At 71.9% G+C, this 24,616-nt stretch carries 22 protein-coding genes; 7 read left to right on the forward strand and 15 right to left on the reverse strand.

The window, feature by feature from the left end; translation table 11 throughout:
• Positions 1–89: 89 nt before the first annotated feature.
• Positions 90–1,214, forward strand: coding sequence for a PP2C family protein-serine/threonine phosphatase (locus VT52_RS11395; protein ID WP_240509716.1), 1,125 nt, complete (start codon positions 90–92; stop codon positions 1,212–1,214).
• A gap of 36 nt (positions 1,215–1,250) precedes the next feature.
• On the opposite strand, the gene VT52_RS11400 is transcribed toward VT52_RS11395, so the two are convergent.
• From VT52_RS11400 to VT52_RS11410, 3 genes are read right to left on the reverse strand one after another with little or no spacing between them, the layout of a single operon-like run.
• The gene (locus tag VT52_RS11400) at positions 1,251–2,525 is read right to left on the reverse strand and encodes a COG4705 family protein (protein ID WP_046421964.1); all 1,275 of its coding nucleotides are present in this window, start codon (positions 2,523–2,525) and stop codon (positions 1,251–1,253) included.
• A gap of 38 nt (positions 2,526–2,563) precedes the next feature.
• A complete protein-coding gene (locus VT52_RS11405) occupies positions 2,564–3,832 on the reverse strand; it encodes a sensor histidine kinase (protein WP_046421965.1) in 1,269 nt (422 codons plus the stop codon).
• The gene (locus VT52_RS11410) at positions 3,823–4,476 is read right to left on the reverse strand and encodes a response regulator transcription factor (RefSeq protein ID WP_046421966.1); all 654 of its coding nucleotides are present in this window, start codon (positions 4,474–4,476) and stop codon (positions 3,823–3,825) included. Before VT52_RS11410 ends, VT52_RS11405 begins: the two co-directional genes overlap by 10 nt.
• A gap of 302 nt (positions 4,477–4,778) precedes the next feature.
• Here VT52_RS11410 and VT52_RS11415 point away from each other — a divergent pair, with 302 nt between their 5' ends.
• The 4 genes from VT52_RS11415 (at position 4,779) to VT52_RS11430 (ending at position 8,743) form a co-directional block, all read left to right on the forward strand.
• The gene (locus tag VT52_RS11415; RefSeq protein ID WP_107481304.1) at positions 4,779–5,210 is read left to right on the forward strand and encodes a BlaI/MecI/CopY family transcriptional regulator; all 432 of its coding nucleotides are present in this window, start codon (positions 4,779–4,781) and stop codon (positions 5,208–5,210) included.
• A gap of 4 nt (positions 5,211–5,214) precedes the next feature.
• Positions 5,215–6,243, forward strand: coding sequence for a M56 family metallopeptidase (locus VT52_RS11420; RefSeq protein WP_046421967.1), 1,029 nt, complete (start codon positions 5,215–5,217; stop codon positions 6,241–6,243).
• Between the two features lie 416 nt (positions 6,244–6,659).
• Positions 6,660–7,994 (forward strand): MGDG synthase family glycosyltransferase, encoded by a 1,335-nt coding sequence (locus VT52_RS11425; RefSeq protein WP_107481305.1) that lies wholly within the window; start codon positions 6,660–6,662, stop codon positions 7,992–7,994.
• The gene (locus VT52_RS11430; RefSeq protein WP_046421968.1) at positions 7,991–8,743 is read left to right on the forward strand and encodes a polysaccharide deacetylase family protein; all 753 of its coding nucleotides are present in this window, start codon (positions 7,991–7,993) and stop codon (positions 8,741–8,743) included. Before VT52_RS11425 ends, VT52_RS11430 begins: the two co-directional genes overlap by 4 nt.
• 65 nt (positions 8,744–8,808) lie before the next feature.
• Here the strand turns inward: VT52_RS11430 and VT52_RS11435 are convergent, their stop codons facing one another.
• The 4 genes from VT52_RS11435 to VT52_RS11450 are packed head-to-tail and all read right to left on the reverse strand — an operon-like array spanning position 8,809 to position 14,636.
• On the reverse strand, positions 8,809–10,113 hold the full coding sequence (locus VT52_RS11435; RefSeq protein ID WP_240509717.1) for an MFS transporter: 1,305 nt from the start codon (positions 10,111–10,113) through the stop codon (positions 8,809–8,811).
• A complete protein-coding gene (locus VT52_RS11440; RefSeq protein ID WP_046421969.1) occupies positions 10,110–11,306 on the reverse strand; it encodes a type III PLP-dependent enzyme in 1,197 nt (398 codons plus the stop codon). Before VT52_RS11440 ends, VT52_RS11435 begins: the two co-directional genes overlap by 4 nt.
• A gap of 8 nt (positions 11,307–11,314) precedes the next feature.
• Positions 11,315–13,024 carry an IucA/IucC family protein gene (locus tag VT52_RS11445; protein ID WP_046421970.1) on the reverse strand — a complete coding sequence of 570 codons (1,710 nt, stop codon included), beginning with the start codon at positions 13,022–13,024 and terminating at the stop codon, positions 11,315–11,317.
• 37 nt (positions 13,025–13,061) lie between these two features.
• Positions 13,062–14,636, reverse strand: coding sequence for an IucA/IucC family protein (locus tag VT52_RS11450; protein ID WP_046421971.1), 1,575 nt, complete (start codon positions 14,634–14,636; stop codon positions 13,062–13,064).
• A gap of 409 nt (positions 14,637–15,045) precedes the next feature.
• On the opposite strand from VT52_RS11450, the gene VT52_RS11455 reads away from it, so the two are divergent.
• Positions 15,046–15,795, forward strand: a complete 750-nt coding sequence (locus VT52_RS11455) for a response regulator transcription factor (protein WP_046421972.1) — start codon at positions 15,046–15,048, stop codon at positions 15,793–15,795.
• Positions 15,792–17,255, forward strand: coding sequence for a sensor histidine kinase (locus VT52_RS11460; RefSeq protein WP_046421973.1), 1,464 nt, complete (start codon positions 15,792–15,794; stop codon positions 17,253–17,255). Before VT52_RS11455 ends, VT52_RS11460 begins: the two co-directional genes overlap by 4 nt.
• 105 nt (positions 17,256–17,360) lie before the next feature.
• Here the strand turns inward: VT52_RS11460 and VT52_RS11465 are convergent, their stop codons facing one another.
• The 8 genes from VT52_RS11465 to VT52_RS11500 form a co-directional block, all read right to left on the reverse strand.
• Positions 17,361–17,789: a response regulator gene (locus tag VT52_RS11465; protein ID WP_046421974.1), complete on the reverse strand. Its 429-nt coding sequence runs from the start codon at positions 17,787–17,789 to the stop codon at positions 17,361–17,363.
• Complete coding sequence (locus VT52_RS11470; RefSeq protein ID WP_053055515.1) at positions 17,786–18,148, reverse strand: hypothetical protein; 363 nt, start codon at positions 18,146–18,148, stop codon at positions 17,786–17,788. Before VT52_RS11470 ends, VT52_RS11465 begins: the two co-directional genes overlap by 4 nt.
• 245 nt (positions 18,149–18,393) lie before the next feature.
• On the reverse strand, positions 18,394–18,666 hold the full coding sequence (locus tag VT52_RS11475) for a hypothetical protein (RefSeq protein ID WP_046421975.1): 273 nt from the start codon (positions 18,664–18,666) through the stop codon (positions 18,394–18,396).
• A gap of 360 nt (positions 18,667–19,026) precedes the next feature.
• Positions 19,027–20,244 (reverse strand): MFS transporter, encoded by a 1,218-nt coding sequence (locus tag VT52_RS11480; RefSeq protein ID WP_046421976.1) that lies wholly within the window; start codon positions 20,242–20,244, stop codon positions 19,027–19,029.
• Positions 20,244–20,762, reverse strand: a complete 519-nt coding sequence (locus VT52_RS11485) for a GNAT family N-acetyltransferase (protein WP_046421977.1) — start codon at positions 20,760–20,762, stop codon at positions 20,244–20,246. Before VT52_RS11485 ends, VT52_RS11480 begins: the two co-directional genes overlap by 1 nt.
• Before the next feature lies 1 nt (position 20,763).
• A complete protein-coding gene (locus tag VT52_RS11490) occupies positions 20,764–22,029 on the reverse strand; it encodes a type III PLP-dependent enzyme (RefSeq protein ID WP_046421978.1) in 1,266 nt (421 codons plus the stop codon).
• A complete protein-coding gene (locus tag VT52_RS11495) occupies positions 22,026–23,309 on the reverse strand; it encodes a DUF6271 family protein (RefSeq protein WP_046421979.1) in 1,284 nt (427 codons plus the stop codon). The genes VT52_RS11490 and VT52_RS11495 overlap by 4 nt, the downstream gene beginning before the upstream one ends.
• Entirely contained in the window at positions 23,306–24,337 is a 1,032-nt protein-coding gene (locus tag VT52_RS11500; RefSeq protein ID WP_046421980.1) for a phytanoyl-CoA dioxygenase family protein, read from the reverse strand. The genes VT52_RS11495 and VT52_RS11500 overlap by 4 nt, the downstream gene beginning before the upstream one ends.
• Positions 24,338–24,616 lie beyond the last annotated feature (279 nt).

Below are 24,616 nucleotides of genomic sequence, written 5' to 3' on the forward strand. Positions count from 1 at the left end.
GCCCGCGGCGGGAAGCGCGCCGAGCATGTACCGACAAAAAGGTCTAAAAAGGCTACATGGGTGTGCGCGGGGTAGCTGATGGTCGCGTCTTGGAGCGGCACACCGGGCGCGGGCCGCTGCTGATCGCGCTCGCGCTGATCGTGGTCATCACCGTGACGGACATCGGTATCGGCACCACTGTCCATCTGGGCCCGTTGCTGGTCATCGCGCCGACCCTGACCGCCTCGTTCGCGGGTCCGCGGCTGACCGCTCTGGTCGGGGTGCTGGCGCAGGCGGCCCTGGTGGTCATCTCGGTCTTCCATGGCGGACTGACCACGACCAATCACGTGGCGCAGCTCATCGCCCTGGCCGTGCTGTCGGCTCTGGTGGTCTTCATCACCTATGTGCGGGAGCGGCGTGCCCAAGAGCTGAGCCGGGTGCGGTCGGTGGCCGAGACGGCACAGCGGACTCTGCTGCGGCCACCACCACACCGGATCGGGCCCCTGCGGCTGGCCTGGCTGTATCTGGCCGCCGAAGACGAGGCCCAGATCGGGGGCGACCTGCTGGCGGTCGCCCGCGCCGATCATCCCTGCACGCGGGTGCTCATCGGCGATGTACGAGGCCACGGGCTGGCCTCCATCGGCGAGGCATCGGTGGTGATGGGCGCGTTCCGTGAGGGCGCCCACCGGTACTCCTCGTTGCCCGAACTCGTCGGCGCCGTCGAGGAGAGCGTATGCCGCCACCTGGAGGAGGTCGCCGATTCCACGCACGAGGCCGGCGAGCACTTCATCACCGCCGTCATGGTCGACATCCGCGACCAGGGGCCGCAGGCCGAGATGCTCAACTGCGGCCACCCGCCACCCCTGCTGATCCGTGGAGAGCGGGTGACCTTCCTGAACTCCCGGCGGCCCGCGCCCCCGTTGGGCCTGTGCTCCCTGTGCGTGCGGAACGACCGCACCGATCCCTTCACCTTCGAGACAGGCGACATGCTGCTGCTCTACACCGACGGCGTGATCGAAGCCCGTTCACCGGACGGAACCTTCTATCCGCTGGCCGAGCGGGTCGCCTCCTTCCCCGCCTCCAGCCCTGACGCCCTGCTGCACCACCTTCACCGCGACCTGCTCGAACACTCCGGTGAACGGCTCGCCGACGACGCCGCCTTCCTGATCATCGAGCGCACTTCCGCGCGCCGCATGTCCCATGCCGACGGACCTCTCCTCTCCAGGAACGGCTGATCGTCACCCCGGCCGAGTCGCCGCCGATCAGGTCCGTCAGCGCATGTCCGTGAGGAGGGTGCCGAGTTCGGCCTCCTGCCGCGCCGGCGGCATCGGCGCGTTGGAGTGGTCGATGCCGAAGGTCTTCAGGACCTGGTCCATCTGGGCGTCGAGGAACGTCCAGCCGGTGTTGTCCAGCGGCTGCAACGTGGCCTGGTCGGCGTCCCAGAGGTCTCGCAGCGACTGGGCGGCCGCGTGGGCGCCGCTCGCGTTGCCCGACCGTGCGTCCTTGAGCGAGGTCGACGCGAGAGCCCGCAGCGCGTCGACCTTCGTGGACGGGAACTTCTTCACGGCCTGGCCGGGGGCGAGGCGAACGGTGGAGGTGGCGTCCTCCTCCGGCGCCGGGCCGACGTGCGGCCGGCTGTGCGCCCAGACCAGCAGGAACCCGGTGGCGACGGCGAGGAGGCCGAAGCCCGCCAGCGCGACGCGCTCCTTTCGCGGGTCGGCGGCGGTCCGCGGGGCGTGCGTGGCTTCGGATGTCTCCGTCACGTCGGAGCGCGTCACCGTCAGGTAGATGACGGTCACCAGGATCAGTCCGAGGAAGATCAGGCTGGTGGTGAAGGTGCCCAGCGCGAGGCCGGTCGGCTCGCCCGGCTGGGCGACCTTGGGGGAGGCGAGCCAGTCGCCGATGTTGGCGCCCAGGGGGCGGGTCAGGATGTAGGCGAGCCAGAAGGACAGCACCGGGTTCGCGCCGAACCTCCGCAACAGCGTGATCGCCGCGATGAGGCCGAGCGGCAACAGGACCGAGACTCCCGGGCTCCAGCCGGTGAGCTCGAGGGTCCAGTCGCCGGTCGCGGTGCCGAGCGCGAAGGTGACGAGAACGGTGAGCCAGTAGAACGACTCGCGCGACAGGGTCGTGACCGAGTGGATCGAGAGGGTGCGCTCGCGCATCCACCACGTGCCGAAGACCACGGCGAGCAGGACCGAGAACACGGTGGAGCTGATCCACAGCGGCACGTTGAGCTGGTCGGTCAGGATATCCGTGTACAGCGTGCCCGTGACACTGACGACGACCACGGTCAGCCAGTACGGGAAGGGGACGTACCGCTTCAGCCGCAGCTGGACGCCCAGCACCACGACGAACACCGCGGTGAAGATCCAGGCGGTGTTCACCAGGCCGACGCCCAGCTTCATGTTGATCCAGTCGGCGAAGCTCTCGCCGACGGTCGTACAAAGGATCTTGATCACCCAGAACCAGATGGTGACCTCGGGAACCTTGTTCAGCATCAGCCGCCCGCTGCGGCGCGTGCGGGCTTCGCTCGTCGTTGTCATGCGCCGAGGGTTACCCGGCCGACCTGCACACAACCTGACTACGCGATCGCGCCCGCCGTGGGGAAGGTCACCTCCACGCGGCCATGACCAGCCGCGACCGCACGGACCGCCACTCCCGCGGACGCGGCGAGACGCTTCACCACCGCCAGCCCCAACCCGTGCCCCTCGCCGCTGGTCACGCCCGCTTCGAAGACCCGGTCGACCTCCGCCGGATCGAACCCCGGGCCGTCGTCGAGGACTTCGATCACGGCCCCCCGGGGCTGGATGCGCGCCGTGACCCAGACGCGCGAACTCGCATGCCGCAGGCCGTTCTCCAGCAGGGGCGACAGCACCGCCACGACGAGTTCCGTCGCCACCGCGACGGCGACGTCGTCCGGGACGGCGACGTCGATGGCGCGACCGGCGACAGCCTGGCGCGCCGCCGCCCCGAGATCGCAGCGGGTATCCCCGTCGATCCGGGTCCGGGCGGCACCGAGAATCGTGGTGATCGCCGTGTTCAGGCGGTCGACCTCGGTCAGCACGGCCTCCGGTGCCACCTGGTGACCGGAGAGCTGCGCCAACTGCGCCTCGCCCCGCAGGGCGGTCAGGGGCGTCCGCAACTCGTGGGCGATCTCGTCGGTGAGCCGACGTTCGTCCGCGAGCGCGTGGTCCACACGGTCGAGCAGGCGATCGAGAGTTCGCCCCAGCTCCCCGAATTCGTCCCGCGGAACACCGAGGCCGAATCGGCGCCCGGGTTCGTGATCGCCCCAGTCGTCGGCGAGGGCGGCCATTTCGTGCACGACCCGCAACGCGCGCCCCACCACGAGGTGCGCGACGACGCCGGCGAGCAGGATCGAGATGCCGCCCAGCATGAGCGACATCGTCAGGCTGCGCTGCTCCGAGGTCTCGTACGGCGTCAGATCCACCCTCACGACCACCATGACGCGGTGGCCCTCCAGCCGGACCGGCTGGGCGTACAGCAGACGACTGCCGACCGTGGTGGTCCGGGACCGCCCGGAGCCGACGAGTTCGACGACGCGGTCGAGGACACCACCCGGCACGATCCCGTCGATGAGGTGCCCATCGGCATACACCCACGAGACCGTGTCCAGCGCTTCATTGCCTCCCTCGATCAGCACGACGTGACCACCGCGTACGGCTACGTTCGCCGCCACCGCCTCCGCACGCGTATGCGCCAGAGCGTCCGCGTCGGCGTCGGTCACCTGGCTCAGCAACACGTGCGAGACCACCACCAGCACCGCGACCACCGCTGTGGCGATCAGGACCGCGAGCGCGACGACCCTCCCGCGAAAGCCTGTCACTCCCATCGATAGCCCACCCCACGGACCGTTGCCAGGCGGTCGGCCACACCCAGCGCACCGAGTTTGGTCCGTAGCCGGCGAACGAAGGAGTCAAGGGTGTTGTCGCTGACCTGCGCGCCGTGCGGCCAACCCGCGGCAACCAGGGCGTGGCGGCGTACCGCGTCGCCCTGCGAGGCGATGAGCCTGCCCAGCAGCCGAAACTCGGTCGGTGTCAGGCTCTCGCTCGTCGAACCGTGGATCACGGTATGTTTCGCCGGATCGAGAACGACGCCTCTTCGTGGGGTCGCCGCGGTTGTTCTGCGCAGCAGGGCGCGAACCCTCACCAGCAACTCCGGGATGTCGAACGGCTTCGTCATGTAGTCGTCGGTTCCCGCCTCGAAGCCGCCCACCTTGTGGTGCATGCCGTCCAGGGCGGTGAGCATCAGCACCGGGGCATCGATGCCCCGTGCCCGCAGCGCCAGGCAGACGTCCCGGCCATCGGCGTCCGGGAGCCCCAGGTCCAGGACGACCAGGTGAGGGAGCGGGTCGAGTTGCCGCAGCAGGCTGTCCGCGGTGGAAGCGACAGCGAGCGTGTGCCCGTCGTGCTCAAGTGCGCGCTTGAGCACGTCACGGACTGCCGCGTCATCCTCGCAAACCACAATAAAAGCCACGGATCGACCCCAGGCGTCACGGCGGACAGTTCCCTGTTCTCCTGGCCGGCGCCCTGGCGGTCCGCAAGTTCCGCACGTCGGCGACGCCCGGTCCAGCGCGCCTGCTGACGCCCTTGCCACCGACCGGGTCCCCAACCATATGACTACAGTCTTGTAGACGCATCCGCCCGGACGGTCTCCGCCGCCCGCCCCGCCGGCCCCGCCGTCCCCCCGGCGGTCTCACGCGAGGACATGTCCTACAACAAGTAGAACATGGGCGGGTAGCCTGTACGCGACGACGGCGAGGGAAGGCGGACGGTGAGGTGACGGGCCGAGGAGACGAGGAAGCCCACGAGGCGTCCGGCAGGCGGGCACGCGGCCAGCTGGAGAGCGATGTACTCGCCGCGCTCTGGGCGGCAGACGGTCCGCGGACCGCGCGGGAGGTCCGGGAACAGCTGCCGGGCGACCTCGCCTACACGACCGTGCTCACCATCCTGTCCCGGCTGCACGACAAGGGCATGCTGGTACGGCACCGGGAGGGCCGCGGCTATGCCTACGAGCCGGCCCGCGACGAGGCGTCGCACACCGCCCAGCGCATGCACTCACTGCTGACGGGTGGCTCCGACCGTCAGGCGGTGCTGGCCCGCTTCGTCTCGGAACTGTCCGAACAGGACGAGCAACTGCTCCAGCAGCTGCTGCTGTCCGGGCACGACGACGTACCCCCCGAGAGCCGGCGCGCGCCCGGGAAGCGGTGAGCCGGTGCTGATCAGCGTCTACATCCCGTTCCTCGTCACCGCGGCGCTCGCCGTGCTGGCACCGCCCGTGGCGCACCGGCTGCCCCCGCGCCCGGCGGCCCTGGCGCTGGCGTGCGCCGCGCTGGTGACGGCGGCCGGATGGGCGGGTTCCCTCGCCCTGCTGGCTTTCACCGGAGTGGCACAGATCCCGCAGATCGCCGAGGAGGGCCGCTGGTCCGTGTCCGCGCTGCGCTCCCAGGACCCCGTCTACGCCGTGGTCGCGGCCGCCAGCACCCTGGTGCTCGCGGTGTGTGTCGTCTCCCTCGGCGTGGCCGCCGTCCGGCAGGGCCGCCACCTGCTCCGGGCCCGGCGGGAGTGCGCCGAGCTACCCGGGCACACCGAGCTGGCCGTACTCGACGACGACGTCCCGCTGGCCTTCGCACTGCCTGGGGCGCCGGGCCGGATCGTCGTCTCCAGGGGGATGCTGCGCCGCCTCGGTGACGCCGAGCGCCTGGCGCTGCTCGCCCACGAGCGGGCACATCTGAGCGGGCGTCACCACGTCTTCCAGAGTGTGTGGCGGCTCTCGGCCGCTCTGAACCCGTTGCTGCGGCCGGTGGCCGTCGCGGGCAGTTTCGTCCTCGAGCGCTGGGCGGACGAGGAGGCCGCCGAGCGGGTCGGTGACCGTACGGTCGTCGCCCGCGCCGTGGGCCGCGCCGCCCTGGCATCGGCCGGCGCGTCCCGCCCCGCCGCGCTGGCCGCGACCGGTGGGGTGGTGCCCAGGCGAGTACGGGCCCTGCTCGCCCCGCCACCCGCCCGTCGCAGTCTGCCCCTGCTGGCGGGCGGCCTGCTGCTGGCCGTCTGCTGCGCGAGCCTGGCCAATGCCGCCTCGGACAGCGACCGCATGCTGGACAGCGCACAGTGGGCGCTGTGCAGGGCACATGCCGACACCACCCCTGTCGCCGCACGGACCGCCCACGACGACGCCCTCGGCCGCGGACCGGACGGCTGCGGCGGCGCCCCTGATCATCCGGAGCACGGAGAGCGGCACTTCTGACCCGCCCGGCACCGGCCCTCACCCCGCCGCGCCGCCGCCCGGTGCCGGACCGGCATCAGCACGTTGAACATTCCCCGCGCCCGGCGCGCCGGGCGAGCACGCCGGCCAGGCCGCCGGCAACAGCCGGGTCCCCGGGACAGGAATACGTCCCCTACGGGCACGGCGGCCTCGGCGAGGATCACGACCGGTCCCTGACCGGTACCGACAGGGGTGCCGCGGTCCGGACCGCGGCCGGACCGCCGTCCCGCGGCGATCACTTCCCGAGTTCTACATCATGTAGTAGCTTCCCTTCTCGGCACCACAGCGGTCCGTTCGCGGCCCTGGTCCGCGCGCAGGCGCGGCTTCGGCCTGCCCGCAGCGCCGTCCGGGCCGGGCATGCCCGGCGTGCCCCTTAGCCCATCAGGAGGCGATCCACCGTGGTCCACCGTGACGACCTGGTGCCGGAGTCGGCGCCCTCGCAGTCCGCCGCACCGCCGCTGGGCGGTGCCGGGCGGATCGCGATCATCTCGGCCGGTGTCGGCGCGGGACACGACGGTGCGGCCGCCGGGCTGGCCGAGCGGCTGGCCGAGCACGGGTACCTGGTGGACCGGCACGACTTCCTCGAACTACTGCCCACCGGTACGGGGCGGCTGCTGTGCGGTACCTACCACCGCATGCTGACCTGGTTGCCGGACGGCTACCAGCGCCTGTACGCGGTCACCGACCGCGCGGCACGCCCCGGCGCGGTGTGGCGGGCACTGTTCCGCGCCGCCGGGAAGCGCACCCTGCGGGCGCTCGCTCCGGACACCCGCGCGGTCGTCTCGACCTATCCCGGCGCGAGCCAGGTCCTCGGCGCACTGCGCCGGCGCGGCAAGCTGACGGTGCCGGCCTTCACCTACCTCACCGACTTCTCCGTCCACGCCCTCTGGGTCGCCCCCGGCATCGACTCCCACCTGGCCGTGCACCCGGTGCCGGCGGCCCAGGCTCACGTACAGGGCGCGGTCGCCGCCACCGTCGTGGGGCCGGTCACCGATGCACGCTTCACTCCCGCCACCGCCGGGCAACGGGCATCCGCCCGCGAGCGGTTCGCCCTGCCCGCGGACGCACCCCTTGCCCTGCTGGTCGCCGGGTCGTGGGGCGTCGGGCCGGTGCGACGGGCCGCTGCGGAGATACGGGAGACCGGGGTCGCGGTGCCCGTGGTGGTGTGCGGTCGCAACGAGTCCCTCGTGAAGGAGTTGCGCGCGGACGGCATCGAGCACACCTTCGGCTGGGTGGACGACATGCCCAGGCTGATGCACGCCTGCGACGTCCTGGTGCAGAACGCGGGCGGGCTGACCTCGCTGGAGGCGTTCGCCGCCGGGCTGCCGGTTGCCAGTTACCGCTGCATCCCCGGTCACGGCCGGACCAACGCGGACGCCTTGGACGAGGCGGGCCTGGCGGCCTGGATACGCGACCCGGCGGACCTCGGCCCGGTGCTGGCGGAACTCCTCCACGGCCCCCGCGGTCGGGCCCAGCGTGCGCTGGGACTCGATCTGCACCGCCTGGCTCCCGGACCGGTGACCGCCATCGCCGCCAGAACCCGGCTGTACCCCACGCCGGACGCACGGCCCGCGGTGAGGCGCTTCACCGGCCGACGGCGGATCGCCCTGGCGGCCGTCACCGTGGCCGTCACGGCCTGTCTGGGTGTCGCCGCCCCGCTGGCCCACGCCTACGACGAGACGCCCGCCCGCTTCACCGCCGTCGCCCACTACCTGGACGGAGACGGACGATGACCCCGTCCCGTCGCGCCCGGGTCACGGCGCTCGCCTCGGCCGCAGCGGTGCCCGCGCTCGCGGCGTTGCACGCGGCACCCGTGATCTCCACGTTCGGGCCGCTGCGCAACGCGGTCATGCCGCGCCTGGCCGGCCGCGGCCGGCCAGATCACGTCGCGCTCACCTTCGACGACGGGCCCGACCACCTGTCCACCCCGCGCTTCCTCGATCTCCTCGACGCACGCGGGCTGCGGGCCACCTTCTTCATGCTCGGCTCGATGCTGGCCCGCTCACCGGGGCTGGCCGCGGAAATGGCTGCGGCCGGGCACGAAATCGCCGTTCACGGCTGGCACCACCGCCCGCTGCTGCTCCGCGGTCCCCACGCCGCCTACGCCGATCTCGCCCGCGCCCGCGACGCCGTGGCCGCCGTCACCGGCAGCCCGCCCGTGCTCTTCCGGCCGCCGTACGGGGTGATGAGCGGCGCCGCCCATCTGGCCTGCCGGCGCCTCGGCATGACCCCGGTGCTGTGGACCTGCTGGGGCGAGGACTGGCGCAGGCGGGCCACCCCGCAATCCGTCGAACGCACTGTCCTGACGGACCTGCGCGGTGGCGGCACCATCCTGCTGCACGACTCCGACTGCACCTCCGCCATCGGCTCCTGGCGCACCACCCTCGCCGCGCTGCCCCGCATCCTCGACACCTGCCAGGAACGCGGCTGGCGGGTCGGCCCCCTGCGCGAACACGGCGTCCCCGGTCCGCCCCGCCGGTGACCCCCGGCCGGCCGGGGAACGCTCGCGACATCGAGCCGCACCACGGTCGGCGAGCACCGGATGCGTCACAGGTCGGGCTGCCGCTCCCGCCTCGGCCGGACCGAGGCGACGGGTGAGCCGGTCACGGCTGCCGGTCCGGTCACGCGGATCCGCCGCCGGGTCCGGCCCGCGAACGAGACAGAAAGCGCGAGCGCTGTGACGAGGGAGACGACGCCGCCCAGGACCAGGGTGAAGCGGGCTCCGAGAGCGTCGGACACCACGCCGACCAGCGGTGCGCCGATGGGTGTGCCGCCGAGAAGGACGAGGAAGTAGACGGACAGGACGCGGCCCCGCAGCGCCGGGTCGGCATGGAGCTGGATCAGGGCGTTGGCGGTGGTGGTCACGGTCACCGCGGCACATCCGGTGATGAACAGCAGGACCAGGAAGGAGCCGTAGCTCGGCATGAGGCCCTGCGCGACTTCGAGTGCGCCGAAACCGATCGTCGTCGATGTCAGACGGCGCGCGGTGGGGGGCTTGCCCTGGTTGGCCCAGTAGACCGCACCGAGGAGGCTGCCCAGAGCGTAGGCGGTGGAGAGGCAGCCGAAGGTGGCGGCGCCCGTGTGGAACACCGTGACGGCGACGAGCGAGACGGTTACCTGGAAGTTGAGACCGAAGGTGCCGACGAAGGCGATGAGGCTGATCGGCAGGAGCAGTTCCGGGGTGGTGGCGATGTGGCGGAGTGCCTCGCGCGCTCGCGTGGGGCCCGGTCGCACGTGGACGGGCACGTCCGGCGCGTCGGTACGGATGGTGATCAGTCCGTGGAGGACGGCCAGGTACGAGGCGGCGTTCAGGAAGAACACCGGACCGGTGCCGAGGGCCGCTACGGTCAGGCCGGCGAGAGCCGGGCCGATCGCGCGGGCCACGTTGAACTGGGCGGCGTTCAAGCTGACCGCGCTGGCCGTCCGCTCGTGGGAGACGAGTTCGCGGATGTAGGCGTTGCGGACGGGACCGTCCAGAGCGGTGGCGGTTCCCAGGGCGAAGGCCAGCGCGTAGAGGGACAGCGGATTCACGGCTCCGGTCACCGTGAGCAGTCCCAGCAGGAGCGACTGCGCGGCCATCGCCGTCTGGGTCAGGAGCAGCAACCGCCGCTTGGGATACCGGTCGGCCAGGATGCCTCCGGTCAGGCCGAGCAGGGTCTGGGGCAGGAACTGCAGCGCGGTCACGACGCCGACCGCGCTGCCGCTGTTGCCGGTGGTGTGGAGGACGAGCAGGTCCTGGGCGCCCCGCTGCATCCATGTGCCGGTATTGGAGACCAGTTGCGCGAGCAGGTAGCGCCGGAAGTTCCGGACGGCGAGTGCGTGCGTCACCGGCAGGCGGAGGACGGTACTCACGACGGCCGACCGGCATACGTCCCGTCCGCGACGGGCGTGCCGGTGTCGTCGAGGTGATGGAAGGTCGGGTGGGGGTGCATGAGGAACGCGTGGTGGGAGATGTTCCACGCGTAGGCACCGGCCATGGCGAAGGCGACGCGGTCGCCGACGCGCAGCCGTTCGACCACGATCCGGCTTGCCAGTACATCCTTGGGCGTGCACAGCTGTCCGACCAGTGTCACCGGCTCGTCCCGCACCTCCGGACGATTCCAGGGCCGCCGCCAGGTGTCGTCGGGGATCACCTCGAAGGGCTGGTCGTGCTGCTTCGCGGCCGGGGTGCGCAGATGGTGGGTACCTCCGCGCAGTACGGCGAATGCCTGCCCGCGGCTGGACTTGATGTCCAGGACCTGGGTGACGTACCGGCCGCAGTACGCCGTGACGGAGCGGCCGGGCTCGATCCGCAGGGTGAGGTGGGGGTGACGGGCGAGGATCCGGCGCAGTCCGGCGCCGAGGGCGGGCCAGTCGTACAGGCCGGACGGATGCGTGTAGTCGACGCCCATGCCGCCGCCCACGTTGACTTCGCGCAGATCCACTCCGCGATCGCGGGCCCAGCTCTCGGCCCAGGCGAGGACCTCGTCGACGAGCAGGAGATGGGGCCGTGCCTGAAGACCGCTGGCAAGGTGGAAGTGGAGGCCGCGCAGTCGGACGCCCGGGACCGACTCCATCACCTCCAGGCAGCGGTCCAGCTGTACGGGATCCATGCCGAACGGCCCGCCGCCCATGGCCAGGGCGACTCGGCCCACGTGGACGGGCAGGTCGACCCGCAGCAGGACGTCCACGTTCCGGCCGCCCAGCAATGTGGCGAGCAGGCGGAGTTCGTGTTCGCTCTCGATGTGCAGGCGCTCGGCCCTCGCGTCCAGTGCGCGGATCAGCTCCCACTGCGTCTTGCCCGGACCGCCGAAGGCGATCGGCGCGCGCGGGACGATGGCGCGGACGTGGTCCAGTTCACCGCCGGAGGCCACCTCGAAGCCGTGGACGTGTTCGGCGAGGGTGTGCAGGATCCGGGGGTCGGAGTTGGCCTTGGCGGCGTACAGCAGCTCGACCCGGTCCGGCAACGCGGCCCGGATCGTGCGCACGTGTTCGCGCAGGTGGGCCAGGTCGTAGACGTAGGCGGGCAGTTCGTCGTCGGGCAGTGCGGCGAGGAGGCCGTGCATCTCGGGACTCACCGGACCACCTCGCGGGGGAAGTCCGCGCCGAGCGGGCTGGGCAGAGGCACGTAGGTCGCGTGCCGGTCGGCCTTGCGGGACCAGCGCAGCAGAAGGTTGGCCTTGGCCGGCAGCGGTACGCCGGACAGCAGGGCACGCAGGCGCGGCGGTTCGGCGGCGGTACGGGCGTAGCCTGCGAGGTGGTCGCGGACCAGGCCCCACAGGGAGGGTTCCAGCGCCGGGTCGAGGTCGGCCAGTGCGCTGATCATTTCGGCGGTGTGGTTGACCAGAAGGCAGTACGCGACCCGGTTCCAGCCGTGTTCGGGATCGTAGGTGAGGGGGCCGCGCACATCGTCCGGGAGATCGTCGAGGGCCCGCCCGTGACGGCCGGGCAGGAGCTTGGTGCCCTCCATGTCGCGGAAGAACATCTGCGCGGGAGTGCCGTCGGCCTCGACGCCGACGACGACGTTCTGGAGGTGGGGTTCGAGCACGACACCGTGTTCGAAGTAGGCGGCCAGTACCGGGGGCAGCAACAGCCGGAGGTACGCGTCCCACCAGGCCAGGACGTCACCGTCGCCGCGGGCGAGCAGTCGGGAGACATGGGCTGCGCTGGTCGGATACTCGTCCGCCACCGCGGCGGCGAGCAAGGGGGTGACCCCTGGACGCAGATGCCGGCGCAGGCCGGAGCGGACGATGACGCCGAAGCCCTCCAGAAGAGAGATGTCGCCTGCCGGGGCCAGGGTGCGGTAGCCGGGCTCGGCCAGGACCGCGCATCCCGGGAAGCGGTCGGCGAGCCGGGCGAAGACGGGCTGGAGCAGCCGGTCGAGGGCAACGGCCCCGGACAGCTCGTAACCCGCGTGCCTGCGGACACAGTTGGTGAGCCGGACGTTGAGGCTGAACTTCAGGAACGCGTCGGCCTCAGGGGCGTACAGCGTCCGCACCGATGCGGTCGGCACCATCTCCGGGCCGCCCGTGCCGGTGTCCACGACGTCCCCGGCGGCGACCGCCTCGCGCAGCCGGTCGTGGTTCTTCAGCAGCCGGTACTGCCAGGGGTGCACGGGGAGTACGGCGAACTCCGGGTCGGCCACACGGTGCAGTGCGTCCAGCGCGTGCGGGTCGCCCTCTTCCCGTACGAGACGGCGGCGCACCGCGAGGTAGCGCAGGCGGAAGCGGGTGCCGGTCTCCGGTCCGTACGCCAGCCAGTCCGCCGGGTCGCCGGTACGGGCCTTGGGCGTGGGGTGGAAACGGTGGCCGAACACCAGGGACTGTTCCGAGGCCACGTACAGGTCCGCGGCCACCCGGGCACCCGCCCGCTCCTCCAGTACGACGCGGATCGTCTCCCGGCTGTCCGTCACCTGGCTCAGGAACTCCTCGTTGGCCAGTCCCGTGCGCTGTTCCAGTTCGTCCTGGATGCAGCCGGCCAGCTCGCGCCAGTCCACGGTCACCCAGGTGTCGCCGTCGAGCCTCTGCACCGAGCCCTGGAAGCGATGCGCTCCGATCAACGAGGTCCGACGCAGTGCGGCACGCAGCAGCAGGCCCCGGCGAGGCAGCCGTAGCAGGATGTGATCGTCGACGACCGTCACCTGATGCTCGGGGGCGGACACCTCGCGGATCAGGCAGTTGAGCAGCGTGTGGGTCGTGACGAGGTCGGCCGTCCGCGACGGCTCCGCGGTCGGGGAGAGGACGGTGGCGGCGTCATCGGTGTGGGGGGCTGTGCCGGTGGTCATGTGGTCGCTCCAGTGGGACAGCGGTCGGTGTCAGAGGTCAACGGCACGACGCCAGGGGGTTGGAGACGGACGTCCATCGCGCGGCGCCCGGATTCTCGGACAGACGCATGGCGATGGTCGCCTTCAGCGGCATGGTGTCCCCGAAGAACGCTGCCGCGTCCTCCTGATCCGGCAGGGAGGCGAAGACGCGGCGCCCGGCCTCGGCGACCACGCCCCACAGCGCCCGTGGCTCAGCCGCCCGGGTCCGGCTGAGGACGTCGGCCAACTCGCTGAAGACCCCGCTGATCAGGCCGCCGAAGAGCTTGGTGCGCAGCGCACCGATGTCGTCGCCGGCACGGGTGCCGAGCAGCGGCGGCAGCGTGAAACCGCACCGGGCCAGGCGGCGCGGGCTGACCCGTACGCCGTCCAGGTCCCGGTACAGCACCCGCACCGGTCGCCCGTTCCGCAGGACGACCAGCGTGTTCTGGCCGTGCGCCTCCAGCGCCACTCCCATGGACAGCAGCGTCAGGACCGGCGGCAGGACGAGGTCGGCGAGGTCCGCCAGCCAGCGCACCGGGTCCCCGGACACCACGGCGGCTCCGGTCGCGTGAACGGCCGTGAGCGGTACCGCGATCTCCCCGGCGTCGAGGTGGCACTCGGTCGATTCCCGGAGCATGGCCGTCAGGCTCGCGGAAGGCTGTCCGTGGACGCGTACCGAGCCACCGCTCAGCTCCCGGAGGACGCGCAGGCTGCCGCTGTGTCCAGCCTTGTCGACGACGGCCGCGACCAGCTCGGACAGTGGGGGCCCGTCGGCGGCCTCGGCCGCGGAGATGGTGCGCCGGTAGTTGGTGACCTGGACATCGAGCGCGGTCTTGACATGGCAGCCGGGCAGGGCGCCCACAGGCGCGAGGGTACGCAGCGAGAGCAGCGGGCGGGCCGCGATCGTCTCCTCCACGACGGCCAGGTCGCGGTGGTGCCTGAGCACGTTGTCCCGCTGCCAGGGGTGCACCGGCAGCAGGTAGGCGGCACCGTCGCGCAGCGTCCGCGGCCAGTCGCCGGTGCCCTGCCAGCGGTCGGCCGGGACCCGGAGCAGGGCCAGCGGGACGATCGGGTGGTGCTCGGGCGCGTAGGCGAGCACGTCGGCGACGGACATGCCGGTGCGCGTCCGGCAGCAGGGGTGCTGCGGGTGGCCGTCGACGACCGCCTGCTCCGCGTCAGCCGAGTCGCCCAAGGAGACCTCGCGGTCCGCGTTCGCGGCTCTGGCCAGGGCCAGGTTGACGACGCTGTTGTCGAGTTCGGCCGCCAGCCGCTCCGCCGCGGGGGTACGCAGGCCCAGCTGGGCCAGTAGCCGGGCCGGGTCGCTGATCGGTCCCTTCGGCCCCGACACGGCGAAGTCCTCCGGAACGTCGGCGAACGGCCGCGCGCCGGCCTCGGCCGCCGAGAGCGGACCGCCCCGTCGCAGCTCGACAACCAAGGATCCGGACTCGCGCCGACGCCTGGTCACACCGGGCAGGGGTTCTCTTGCGAAGGCGCCCCACAGGCGGGACAGCACAGTGGCGCGTGCTCCCGGCAGTGCGGTCGCGAAGGGCTCCACCAGGTCCGGGCGGATGCGGTGCAGTTCGTCGAAGTGCATGGGACGTCCCTGGTTCTTGCGGTGGCGGGTTGTCCGGTGGTGCTCCGGTGGCACCGACCGCCCGACCGACGCTACGGGAAGACGATCAAGGGAATTGCCAGAGCAAATACAGCGAGAGGCCGCGGACACCCGCGCGGCAGCGCTTCGCGGTGCGTGATTCCGGCCGGACCGGCCGAGGAGGGCGCCGGGGCACGCGGACCGGCCTTGGACGGGATTCCGGCTGTCACCTGGGAGACCGACTGCCGGCGTCCGTGGCGTTAACCCCGGGCTAACGCCACGCTGACCAGGCCCTTGATGTCGTCGACACACCCCGCCACACCGAATGAGCCGACCGTGGAAGATCACTGGCTCGGGGGAGCTTGCGGCGTTTACGCCACACGCCGTGGCGGGCGTCTGTGAGCCTTTCGGCATGCGTGTCTTACTGATCGAGGACGACGACCGGGTGGCCGGGCCGTTGGCGGAGGGGCTGCGCCGTTTCGGGTTCACCGTGGAACACGCCGGAACGGGGGCCGAGGGCCTCGCCGCGCCGGAGGCGGCGATGGTGCTGCTGGACCTGGGGCTGCCCGACATGGACGGCATCGACGTCTGCCGGGCGCTGCGGTCCCGCTCGTCCGTGCCGATCATCATGATCACGGCCAGAGACGACGAGGTGGACCGTGTGCTCGGGCTCGAACTGGGTGCGGACGACTACGTCTCCAAGCCGTTCGGCGTACGGGAGCTCGTCGCCCGGATCCGTGCCGTCACCCGCCGCGCCCGCCCGGCGGTTCCGGACCTCCAGTGCGGGTCTTCGAAGCCCTCTGACGACCTCGGACCCGACATCCAGCGGATCGGCCCTCTGACCATCGACTGCCGCACCCGGCAGGTACGCCTGCATCAGTCGTCCATCGCCCTCGCGCCCAAGGAGTTCGACCTGCTCACCTGCCTCGCCGAAGACCCCGGCGCCGTCTGCTCCCGCCGGCAGATCCTCGACAAGGTCTGGGAACCGAACTTCTTCGGCCCCACCAAGACCCTGGACGTCCACATCGCCGCGCTGCGCCGCAAACTCGGCGACGCGTCCTGGATCGAGAACATCCGCGGAATCGGCTTCCGTCTCGTCCTCCCGGCACATCTCGACGCCACGTCCGCCGCGGTGCGGGCGCGCGGCGGAGAGATCCGGTGACTCGCCGCCTCCTGCTCAGCCACCTGAGCCTGATAGTGCTCGTCCTGCTCGCCCTCGAAGTGCCTTTCGGCGTCTTCTACTCCCGCAGCGAGCTGGCCCGCTTCTCTCGCACGGCGGAGCAAGGGGCGATGACGCTTGCCGAGGTCTGCGAGGACAAGATGGAGCACGGGCTGACAGCCGACCTGCCCGAACTCGCCGTCGCGTACGGGCGACGGACCGGAGGAACCGTGCTTGTCGCCGATCGCCGGGGGGTCGTCCTCACCGACACCGCTGCCCACGCCGTGGTCGGCAAGGACCTATCCGCCGAGCCGGACATCTCCGCGGCCCTGCGTGATCGCCTTTCCGTCGGCACGCGCGGGGCCGCGCCCGCGGACGGTGAGTTCCTCGTCGTCACCGTGCCAGGCGGGTCCGACCCCACCGTGGCCTGTGTGGTCCGCACGGTTTACGCGCTGGGTCCGCTCAAGGCCAGGGTGCGCACCGCATGGGCAGTGCTCGCCGCCGTCGGTCTCGGAGTCCTCGCCGCCGCCTCCCTGATCGGATTCGCCCTCGCGCGCTCGATCACCCGTCCCGTGCGGGCGCTGGAGCGCGCCACCGCTCAACTCGCCGAAGGCCGGATCACCGATCCACCGGCCACCGACCACGGTCCACCGGAACTCCGCAGGCTCGCCGCGTCGTTCACCCGGACCGCGACCCGGCTTCAACGCCTGCTCCAGGCTCAGCAGGCGTTCGCCTCCGACGTGTCACACCAGCTGAAGACACCCCTGACCGCACTACGCCTGCGCCTGGAAAACTTCGAGCCGCACCTCGCCCCCTGCGCCCAGGACAGCCTCGACAGGACGCTCGGGGAGCTGGAGCGGCTCAGCCGTATGGTGCAGGGCCTGCTCGCACTCGCACGGCTGGAAAGCACCGAGATCCGGGCGGAAGCCGCCGATCTCAATGCCGTCGTCTCCGATCGCGCGGACATCTGGACGGCCTTCGCCGACGAACAGCAGGTCGACATCATCGTGTCCGGAGACACCTCCGTTCCGGTTCTGGCGGTCCCGGGCGCACTGGAACAGATCATCGACAACCTGCTCTCCAACGCGCTCCGCGTGTCCGCACCAGGGTCCTCCGTCACCCTGTCGGTCATCACCACCCCTGCACAAGGAAGCCGCACACCTTCCATGGCCGAGCTGCATGTGATCGACCAGGGTCCCGGCATGACCGAGGCCGAACGGCGCAGGGCCTTCGACCGTTTCTGGCGAGCTCCCCACGCCGACCACGACGGCACCGGCCTCGGTCTGCCACTGGTCCGGCATCTCACCCGTGCGGGAGGGGGCGAGGTCACCTTGGAGGCAGCCCCCGGCGGTGGGCTCGACGCGGTCGTCCGTCTCCGCCACGCCGAACGCCGCGAGCCGCAGGACCGCCTCGTCACCGCTGCGGACGCCGACACGGCGGCCCGGTCCACACCCGCACGGTAAGGCGCACGTGCCCCGTAGGTCGATTGCGTACCGCGAGCGTCCCGACTCGCAACCCCTGCAGGGCGGACTGTGGCGAGCCGCAGGTCCGCTCCGCGGTCGCGTCCGTCAGCGCGGGAGGCGGGTGACGGTCTCCAGGTAGAAGGCGTCGATGCTCTGGACGGCTCGTTCGAAGTCGTCGAGGTTGACGGGCTTGGTGACGTAGGCGTTGGCGTGGTGCCGGTAGGCGCCGGCGATGTCGTCCGGGGCCGAGGAGGTGGTCAGGACGACGACCGGGATGGTGCGCAGGTCCGGGTCCTCCTTGATGACGGCGAGCAGTTCGCGGCCGTTCATGCGGGGCATGTTCAGGTCCAGGACGATCAGGTCGGGACGGGAACGGGACGGGTCCCGGAGATGGGCGAGGCCGGCCACGCCGTCGTGGACCTTGACGAGATTGCGGGCGCCACGGGCCAGGAGCGCGTCCTCGACGAGAAGGGCGTCGGCTGCGTCGTCCTCGACGAGGAGCACGTCGTAGGGACGGGCAGGGGCGGTGATCATCGGGTACTCCCGGTTCGGGGGGACGTCGAGGGGGGCTGCTGGTCGAGCAGACCGGGCCACCGCCGGCGGGCACCTTGCCGGGTCATGTTGGAGGCCCGGCCGATCTGCGGGTAGCCGGCTCCGGCGTCGGCCGCCTCGTTGGCGGCTTTGGCCTCCAGCCGTTCGACTGCCTGCTGGAGGTAGGTGAGAAGGTGCAGATGCGCCAGGGCCTGCGCCTGCTCCGCCCCGTGGTCGGCATCGGCGCGTATGGTCTCGAACACCTCGGGCACGAGGCGTGACACGAGCTCGTCGACCTGGCGGACGGCCACCTCGGCGATATCGCTGTCGGTCATCCGGAGTCTGAAGTGGATGCCTGGCATGCCCGGAGTGTATGACCCTGCGACCAGCTATGACAACCAGTGTTGTCATGTCGCGCGGGGCGCGAACCGGCCGCGCGCGACCGGTTCGGCCGCTTCTCCTGAAGCGACCAGAGGGGAGCAGCCCATGCACATGCCTGTTCAGCGTCCCGTCGACCCCTTCAGGGCCTACCCCCGGGAAGCGTCACCTCGGCATTCGCCGAGCTGCTACAGCAGCAGGCCAAGAGCCCTGGAGCCGTTCAGGGAACCTAGGCTCGGGCGAACGTCCTGCCGGCGACGACATTCGCGATCACCACGTAGACGACCGCGGGGATGCCGTAGTCGAGGAGCACCTGGAGGGTGTGACCGGAGACGTCGAAGAGTCCGATCGACCAGCCGGCGAGCCAGTCGGCGGCGGAGTGGAACCAGCCGACGACGGTGTTGCCCCGGTTGGCGTCGAGCAGGTCCATCAGGATCCAGACGACGAGGATGCCCGCGAGGACGTGGGCCACGGTTCTTATGACGGAGTCGATGCCTTTCATGGACTCCGTTTTGCCCGCCGCGGCCCGGATAAACGGCCCCCGCCGCGGGGCCGGCGGTGGCGCGTACCGGAAACGGCGGGTACGTGGTCCGGCCGGCCGGCGTGGCGACGCTGGACGCCCGGCATGTCGTGCTCGCCTCGGGCCTGCGCGACGAACTGCCGGCCGTTCCCGCGCCGCGCGCGCCGTGGGACAAGGACGTGATCTTCCGCCCGCACTCCGCGCTCGACCACGACCTGGTGGACGAGGAGACCGAACAGGCCGTCGCCGCGCATCGCGCGACGGCCGCGACCACGGCACGCCGACGTCCGCCCGCACCTGGCCACGCCCCGCCGGCTGTCGACGCACGCGTCCACCTCGAACCTACGCGGCACTGCCCTCCCGGTCGCCGTCGGTCATGGCGGGCAGGGGGCTCACCCGGGGCTCCGGGGACGGGCGGACGTTCCAGGGGATCCACGTCGCGGTCACGGTGACCGCGAGGGCGGAGGCCACGACCACCGCCATGCCCAGGGTCAGACCGCCCGCCGTCGCCACCAAGCCGATCAGCGCGGGGCCGGCCAGCAGCCCCGTGGTGCCCATGGCCGCGACCAACGACAGCGCGTCGGAACCCCGTTCGGCGGCGGCGACGTACACACAGGGCGTGATGGCCGCCGCGCCGAGGCCGACGCAGGCGAAGCCGAGGAGCGTCATGGGCACCCCGCCGGTCAGCAGCGCGAGCCCCAGTCCGACGGCGGCCAGCGCGCTGCCCGCGCGCACCACCGGGCCGTCGCCCCAGCGGTCGCGCCAGCGGTCGGCGCACGCGCGGGCCAGCAGCATCGTCGCGGAGACCACCGCGATGCCCAGCGGGGCGACCGTCGGCGACGCCTTGACACCGTCCTTGAGGTAGAGGGTCGACCAGTCGTTCATCGCCCCTTCCGTGATGGTGCCGAAGGCCATGGCGCAGCCCATGAGGAGGGTGAGGCCAAGGGGGAGGGCCCGGCGTCGTGTGCGCCGCTTCTCCCCCGCCGTGGTCGGCGCGGGCGCGTCGGGGAGCAGGCCCCGCCGGGCGCACACCGGCAGCAGCAGCAACACCGCCCCGGCCACGCCGAAATGGGCCGGAACGGACTGCGTCAGGCTGGTGACTCCCGAGGTCAGGAGGGCAGCCGTCAGCAGTCCCGCGCTGAAGGTGGCGTGCAGCTGGGACACGGCCGTGCGGTCGTACGACGACTCCAGCGTGGCGCCCTGCGCGTTCATGGCGACGTTGAGGCAGCCGACCGCGACCCCGTCGGCGCAGACCGCGAGGAGGGCCAGGGGGTAGTTCGGTACGACCGACAGCGCGGCCAGTACGACGATCAGGGCCAGCGCCGACGCGAGCGACAGCGTGCGCGAGCCCAGGCGCCGCATCAGGACCGCGACCAGTGGGAACGCGGCCGCGGCGCCCGCACCGCAGGCCATCAGGAGGAGACCCACTTCCCCGGTTCCCAGGTCGAGGCGGGTCTTCAGCGCGGGGAGGCGGGAGACCCAGGTGCCGTACTGGAAGCCGAGGAAGCAGAACAGGGCCGCGATCGACCACTTGGCGCGGGAGAAGGAGGGAGTGGGCATCAGGACGTCCTCAGCGCTTCGCGGGGCAGCCGGGCCGACATGTAGAGGGCGTCGGTGCCGTAGGCCGGCGGGACGGGGGTCTCGGGGTGGGGCGTGTAGCCGTTCGCCCGCCAGAAGGTCTCCTTGCCCGCCACGGCGATCAGGGAGACCGTCTCGAAGCCGCGCCGCCGTGCCGTCTCGGTGATGTGGCGGACCAGGCGGCCGCCCAGTCCCCTGCGGCGCAGCGGGGCGCCGACGACCAGGTCGTGCAGGTGGAGGTTGGTGGTGTCGTGGCGGGTGTGCTCGGGGCGGGTCGGATCGGGGCAGTGGGGGCGGGGGTAGGGCAGCGCAAGGGTGTAGCCCGCCAGCCGGCCGTCCACGGTGAGGGCGAAGCAGGTGGCGGGTGAGGCGGCGGCGCGGGAGCGCAGCAGGTGCTCGCCCTCGGCGAGGGAGAGGTGCGCGTACGCCTCGTGTTCGAGGGCGGCCAGCTCCGGCCAGTCGGGGGCCGCTATCTCCCGGATGCGTATGTGGTCGTTCATCTCAGGGCCGTTCGTGGTCTGGGGAGGGGTGCGTGCGGACGCAGACGCAGGGCAGCGGGCCGAAGCCGTTGAAGCCGCCGGTGGTGTAACTCGTGGCGTAGGCGCCGGCGGAGAGGATCCACACCGGGTCGCCGGAGGCGAGGTCCCGGGGGATGCGGACCGGGAGCAGGCCGGCGCCGTAGGCGTCGTCGCTGTCGCAGGTCGGGCCGGCGACGACCGCCGGGATCGTCACCCCCTCGTCCGGCCGGCCCGGGAAGACCATCTGGTGGGTCAACTGGTCCATCTCGTAGAGGCCGTTGAACTTTCCGCAGCTGAGGTAGAGCCAGTGCGCGTCCCCGCCGTCCGGACGGCGGCGGTGGGTGAGGCGGGCGACACGGGCGCGGACGGCGCCGTGGTCGGCGACCAGGTGGCGGCCCGGTTCCATGACGAAGGTGACGGGGGCGAGGGCGCGCAGCCGGTCCATGCCCTCGCGGAGCACGGCGAAGATCTTGTCGAGGGGCGGGTCGAGCGGCGTGCCGTGGCGGTCCCGGTAGCCGAGCGCGGGCAGGCCGCCGCCGAGGTTGACGTGGTCCGGTACGATCCCCCGCCCGGCGAGCGAGGTCAGGGTCCCGGCGAGCAGGTCGAGGGCCGCTTGCCAGCCCTCGGCGGTCATCTGCTGGGAGCCGACGTGCACGGACAGACCGGCGGGGGTGAGGCCGGCCGAACGGGCCGTGTCCAGGATCCGCAGGGCGTCCTCGGGGGCGCAGCCGAACTTGCGGTTCAGGCCCCACAGGGCGCCCTCCCCGCTGGTGGCGAGACGGCAGAACACGCGTGCGCCGGGAGCGTGCCGGGCGATGGCGGTGACGTCCTCGACGCTGTCGGTGGCGAAGGTGCGGATGCCCTGGCGGTGGGCCTCGGCGATGTCGTGGTCGGACTTGATGGTGTTGCCGTAGTGGATGCGGTCGGGGGTGGCGCCGGTGCGGAGCGCCTGGGATATCTCGGCGGGGCTCGCGGCGTCGAAGCCGGCGCCGCGGCCGGCCAGGCAGCTCAGGACCTCGTCGACCGGGCAGGCTTTGAGGGCGAAGCGGACGTCGGTGCCGGGGAGTTCGGCGAGGAGGGAGTCGTACTGGGCCTCTATGCCGGTGAGGTCGTAGATGATGCGGTCGGTGTCGGCGGCGGACAGGGCGGTGGCGAGGGCGCCCGCGGGGGCGCCGCGGCGGGCCGTCGGGCGGGTGCGGGGCCGGTTCGGCCGGCGGCGCGGTTCCCCGCGCCCCTTCGGGGCGCTCATGCGCGGGTCGCCCGGATCAGCGCGGGCCAGGCTTCGGCCAGGTCGGCGTGGGCCGCCGTGTCCGACCGGGCCTCACCGAGCAACTGGTCGCGTTCGGAGACGAGCCGGTCGGCGAGATCCGCGTACTTTCCGCCCAGTTTCCGGTACGCCGTGTCCAGGCGGTCCAGGCGCCAGAGGTTCTCGGCGGTGTCCAGGGTGGTGCTCTCCCGGATGAACTCGGTGATCGGTTCGGGGCGGACCCGGCCGTCGTCGTCCAGGAGGGCGGCGCCTGTGGCGGTCATGCGGTCGTAGACATGGTGGAGGTGGCACATCGACAGCAGGAACTTCACGAAGCGGCGCTGATAGGCCGGGAAGCCGGTGGGGGTGCGGCGCTCGGGGGTGTGGAAGTTCTCGATGTGCCGGTTGTGGAGGATGCCGGGCAGGGTGGCGTCGTGCACCAGGTGGAGGAGGAAGTAGTCGCTGCCGATGGTGTCCGTGGCGGGCGGCAGCGGGACGCGTTCGTAGACGGCGCGGTCGAAGGCGACGTTGCACATGTCGACGCGCATGGGGTCCACCAGGGTGAGGGTCGAGCGGTCGCCGGTGAACGGGGTGGTGCCCGCGCCCGTGAACGACTCGACGACCAGGTCCCGTTTGCGTTCCCGCGACCAGTCGACGGGCGCCCAGAGACTGACCACGTCGTGGTGGACGGCCGGGTCGAGGCAGCGTATCTCGTCGATGTCGACGGACGGTTCGCCGATGAAGGAGGCGCCGGCCAGGGAGACCGGGCGGTGGGCGTGGGCCGGGTCGAGTTCGGTGTGCAGCCCGGCGGCCGTCGCCTCGGCGGCGGGGCGGCCCAGCCAGGGCAGCTCGTGGTGGATGGGGAACACGGGCTCGCCGGCGTGGAGTTGGTAGGTGCTGTCCGAGTCCCTGCGGTGCACGGAGCGGCAGCCGAGCGCGGCGGCGAACAGGAAGGCGCGGTTGGTGCAGGCGCCGTAGGAGACGGCGGCCGGGAGCAGCAGGTCCAGGAGATCGGCGGGCAGGCCCGCCGAGTCGATCAGCGCGCGCAGCCGGGCACGCTGCTGGTCCTCGTCCATGTGGTGGACGGTCACCCGGGGGACCTCGGGCAGCGCGGCGAGTGCCTGGCGGTGGACGGCGCGGGTGCGGGCGTCGGCGGAGTCGAGGATCAGGAGGTGGACGTCCGCGCCGAAGCGGCGGACCGCGTAGGCGGCCTCCTGGTGCAGGGCGGTGATCGTCGCGGGACAGGCGCGGTTGGTGGGCAGGCAGAGGCAGATCTGGTTCACTTCGCGTCTCCCCCGCCCGTCCAGGAGTCGAGACCGAGCAACTTGCGTCCCAGGGGGTTGAGTTCGGCGGTGCCGTAGCGCGATGCCTCGGGGCGGCGGGCGTCACCGAGGAGCGTGGCGTTCCAGTCGGGGGTGGCCAGGGTCCGCCAGGAGTGCACGCGGGAGTCGCGCAGGGCGGTGTGCTCCTCCAGGGCGGGCATCATCGAGAGGTACTGGACGGCCCGGACTCCGCTCGCGGAGTGGTTGGGGGCGACGCCGTGCGCGAGCAGCCCGTTGAAGATGAGCAGGTCACCGGCCTGGAGGTCGGGGCGGATCACCGGGAACTCGGTACGGTCGGTGTTCGGGCGGATCGGGTCGCGGCCGGGTGGCCGGGAGAGCCGCCATTCCTCGAAGCGCCGGAAGAGTTCGGGGGCGCACTGGAAGCCGCCGAGTTCGGGGCGGGTGTCGTTCAGCGCGATGATGCCCTGCACGCGCTGGGGCAGCACGGCGAGGGTGGTGTCCACGTCCCAGTGCAGATCGATGTCGAAGCCCTCGGTGGTGGGTTCGATCAGTGAGCGTGAACGGGTGCCGGTGTTGGGCGGGTTGAGGTTGAGGCGGTCGAGGGTGACCCACAGCTCCTCGCAGTCCCAGATGTCCACGAAGGCGTCGTGGACCCGCTGGTTCTGCCGGCTGTCCCAGAGCAGCTGATGGTGGTACGACTCGACGAAGCCGTAGATGAACAGGTGCTGGTCGAGTTCGGAGCGGAACTCCGGATGCTCGTACCAGGTCTCCGGGCGGTCGGGGTCCAGGCCCTGGAACCGCCAGGCGAAATCCAGTAGTTGTTCGGCCTCACCGGGCGTGATGGCCTCGCGGACGACGACGTAGCCGTACGTCTGCCAGAACGCGAAGTCCGCTGCCGAGAGCACCCTGAGCGGGTGGGACTTCTCGATGTCGCGCAACGGGGTCGGGGCGAGGTAGGTCTCGCCGTCGGCGCTGAAGTAGGGGCGGCGGGACGCCGCGCGGTGGAGGTAGGGGGCTGGTGTCTGCATGCGAGCACTCCGGGGTGACGGATGTGGGTGGCGGTGAGACATGTGCCGGTGGCATGCGCCGGAGCGCGGAGGTGCCACGAGGATCTGCGTTTTCCGGTGGTGGGGCCGCCGCACGGCGGGGCGGGTTCGTCGTGGCTCGTCGGCCTGCCTCGCCCGCGCGGCGGAGCCGGATGCCGAGCGCGGAGCCGCGTGCCGAGCGGGGTCCCGCGGGGGTGGGCGGGCCCGGCCCTGCCGGGTAGGGCCGGGCCCGCCCGGATGAGCCGAGCCCGACCGGTCCGA

This window comes from Streptomyces malaysiense, assembly GCF_000980885.2.
In the GTDB taxonomy this organism is placed as follows: domain Bacteria; phylum Actinomycetota; class Actinomycetes; order Streptomycetales; family Streptomycetaceae; genus Streptomyces; species Streptomyces malaysiense.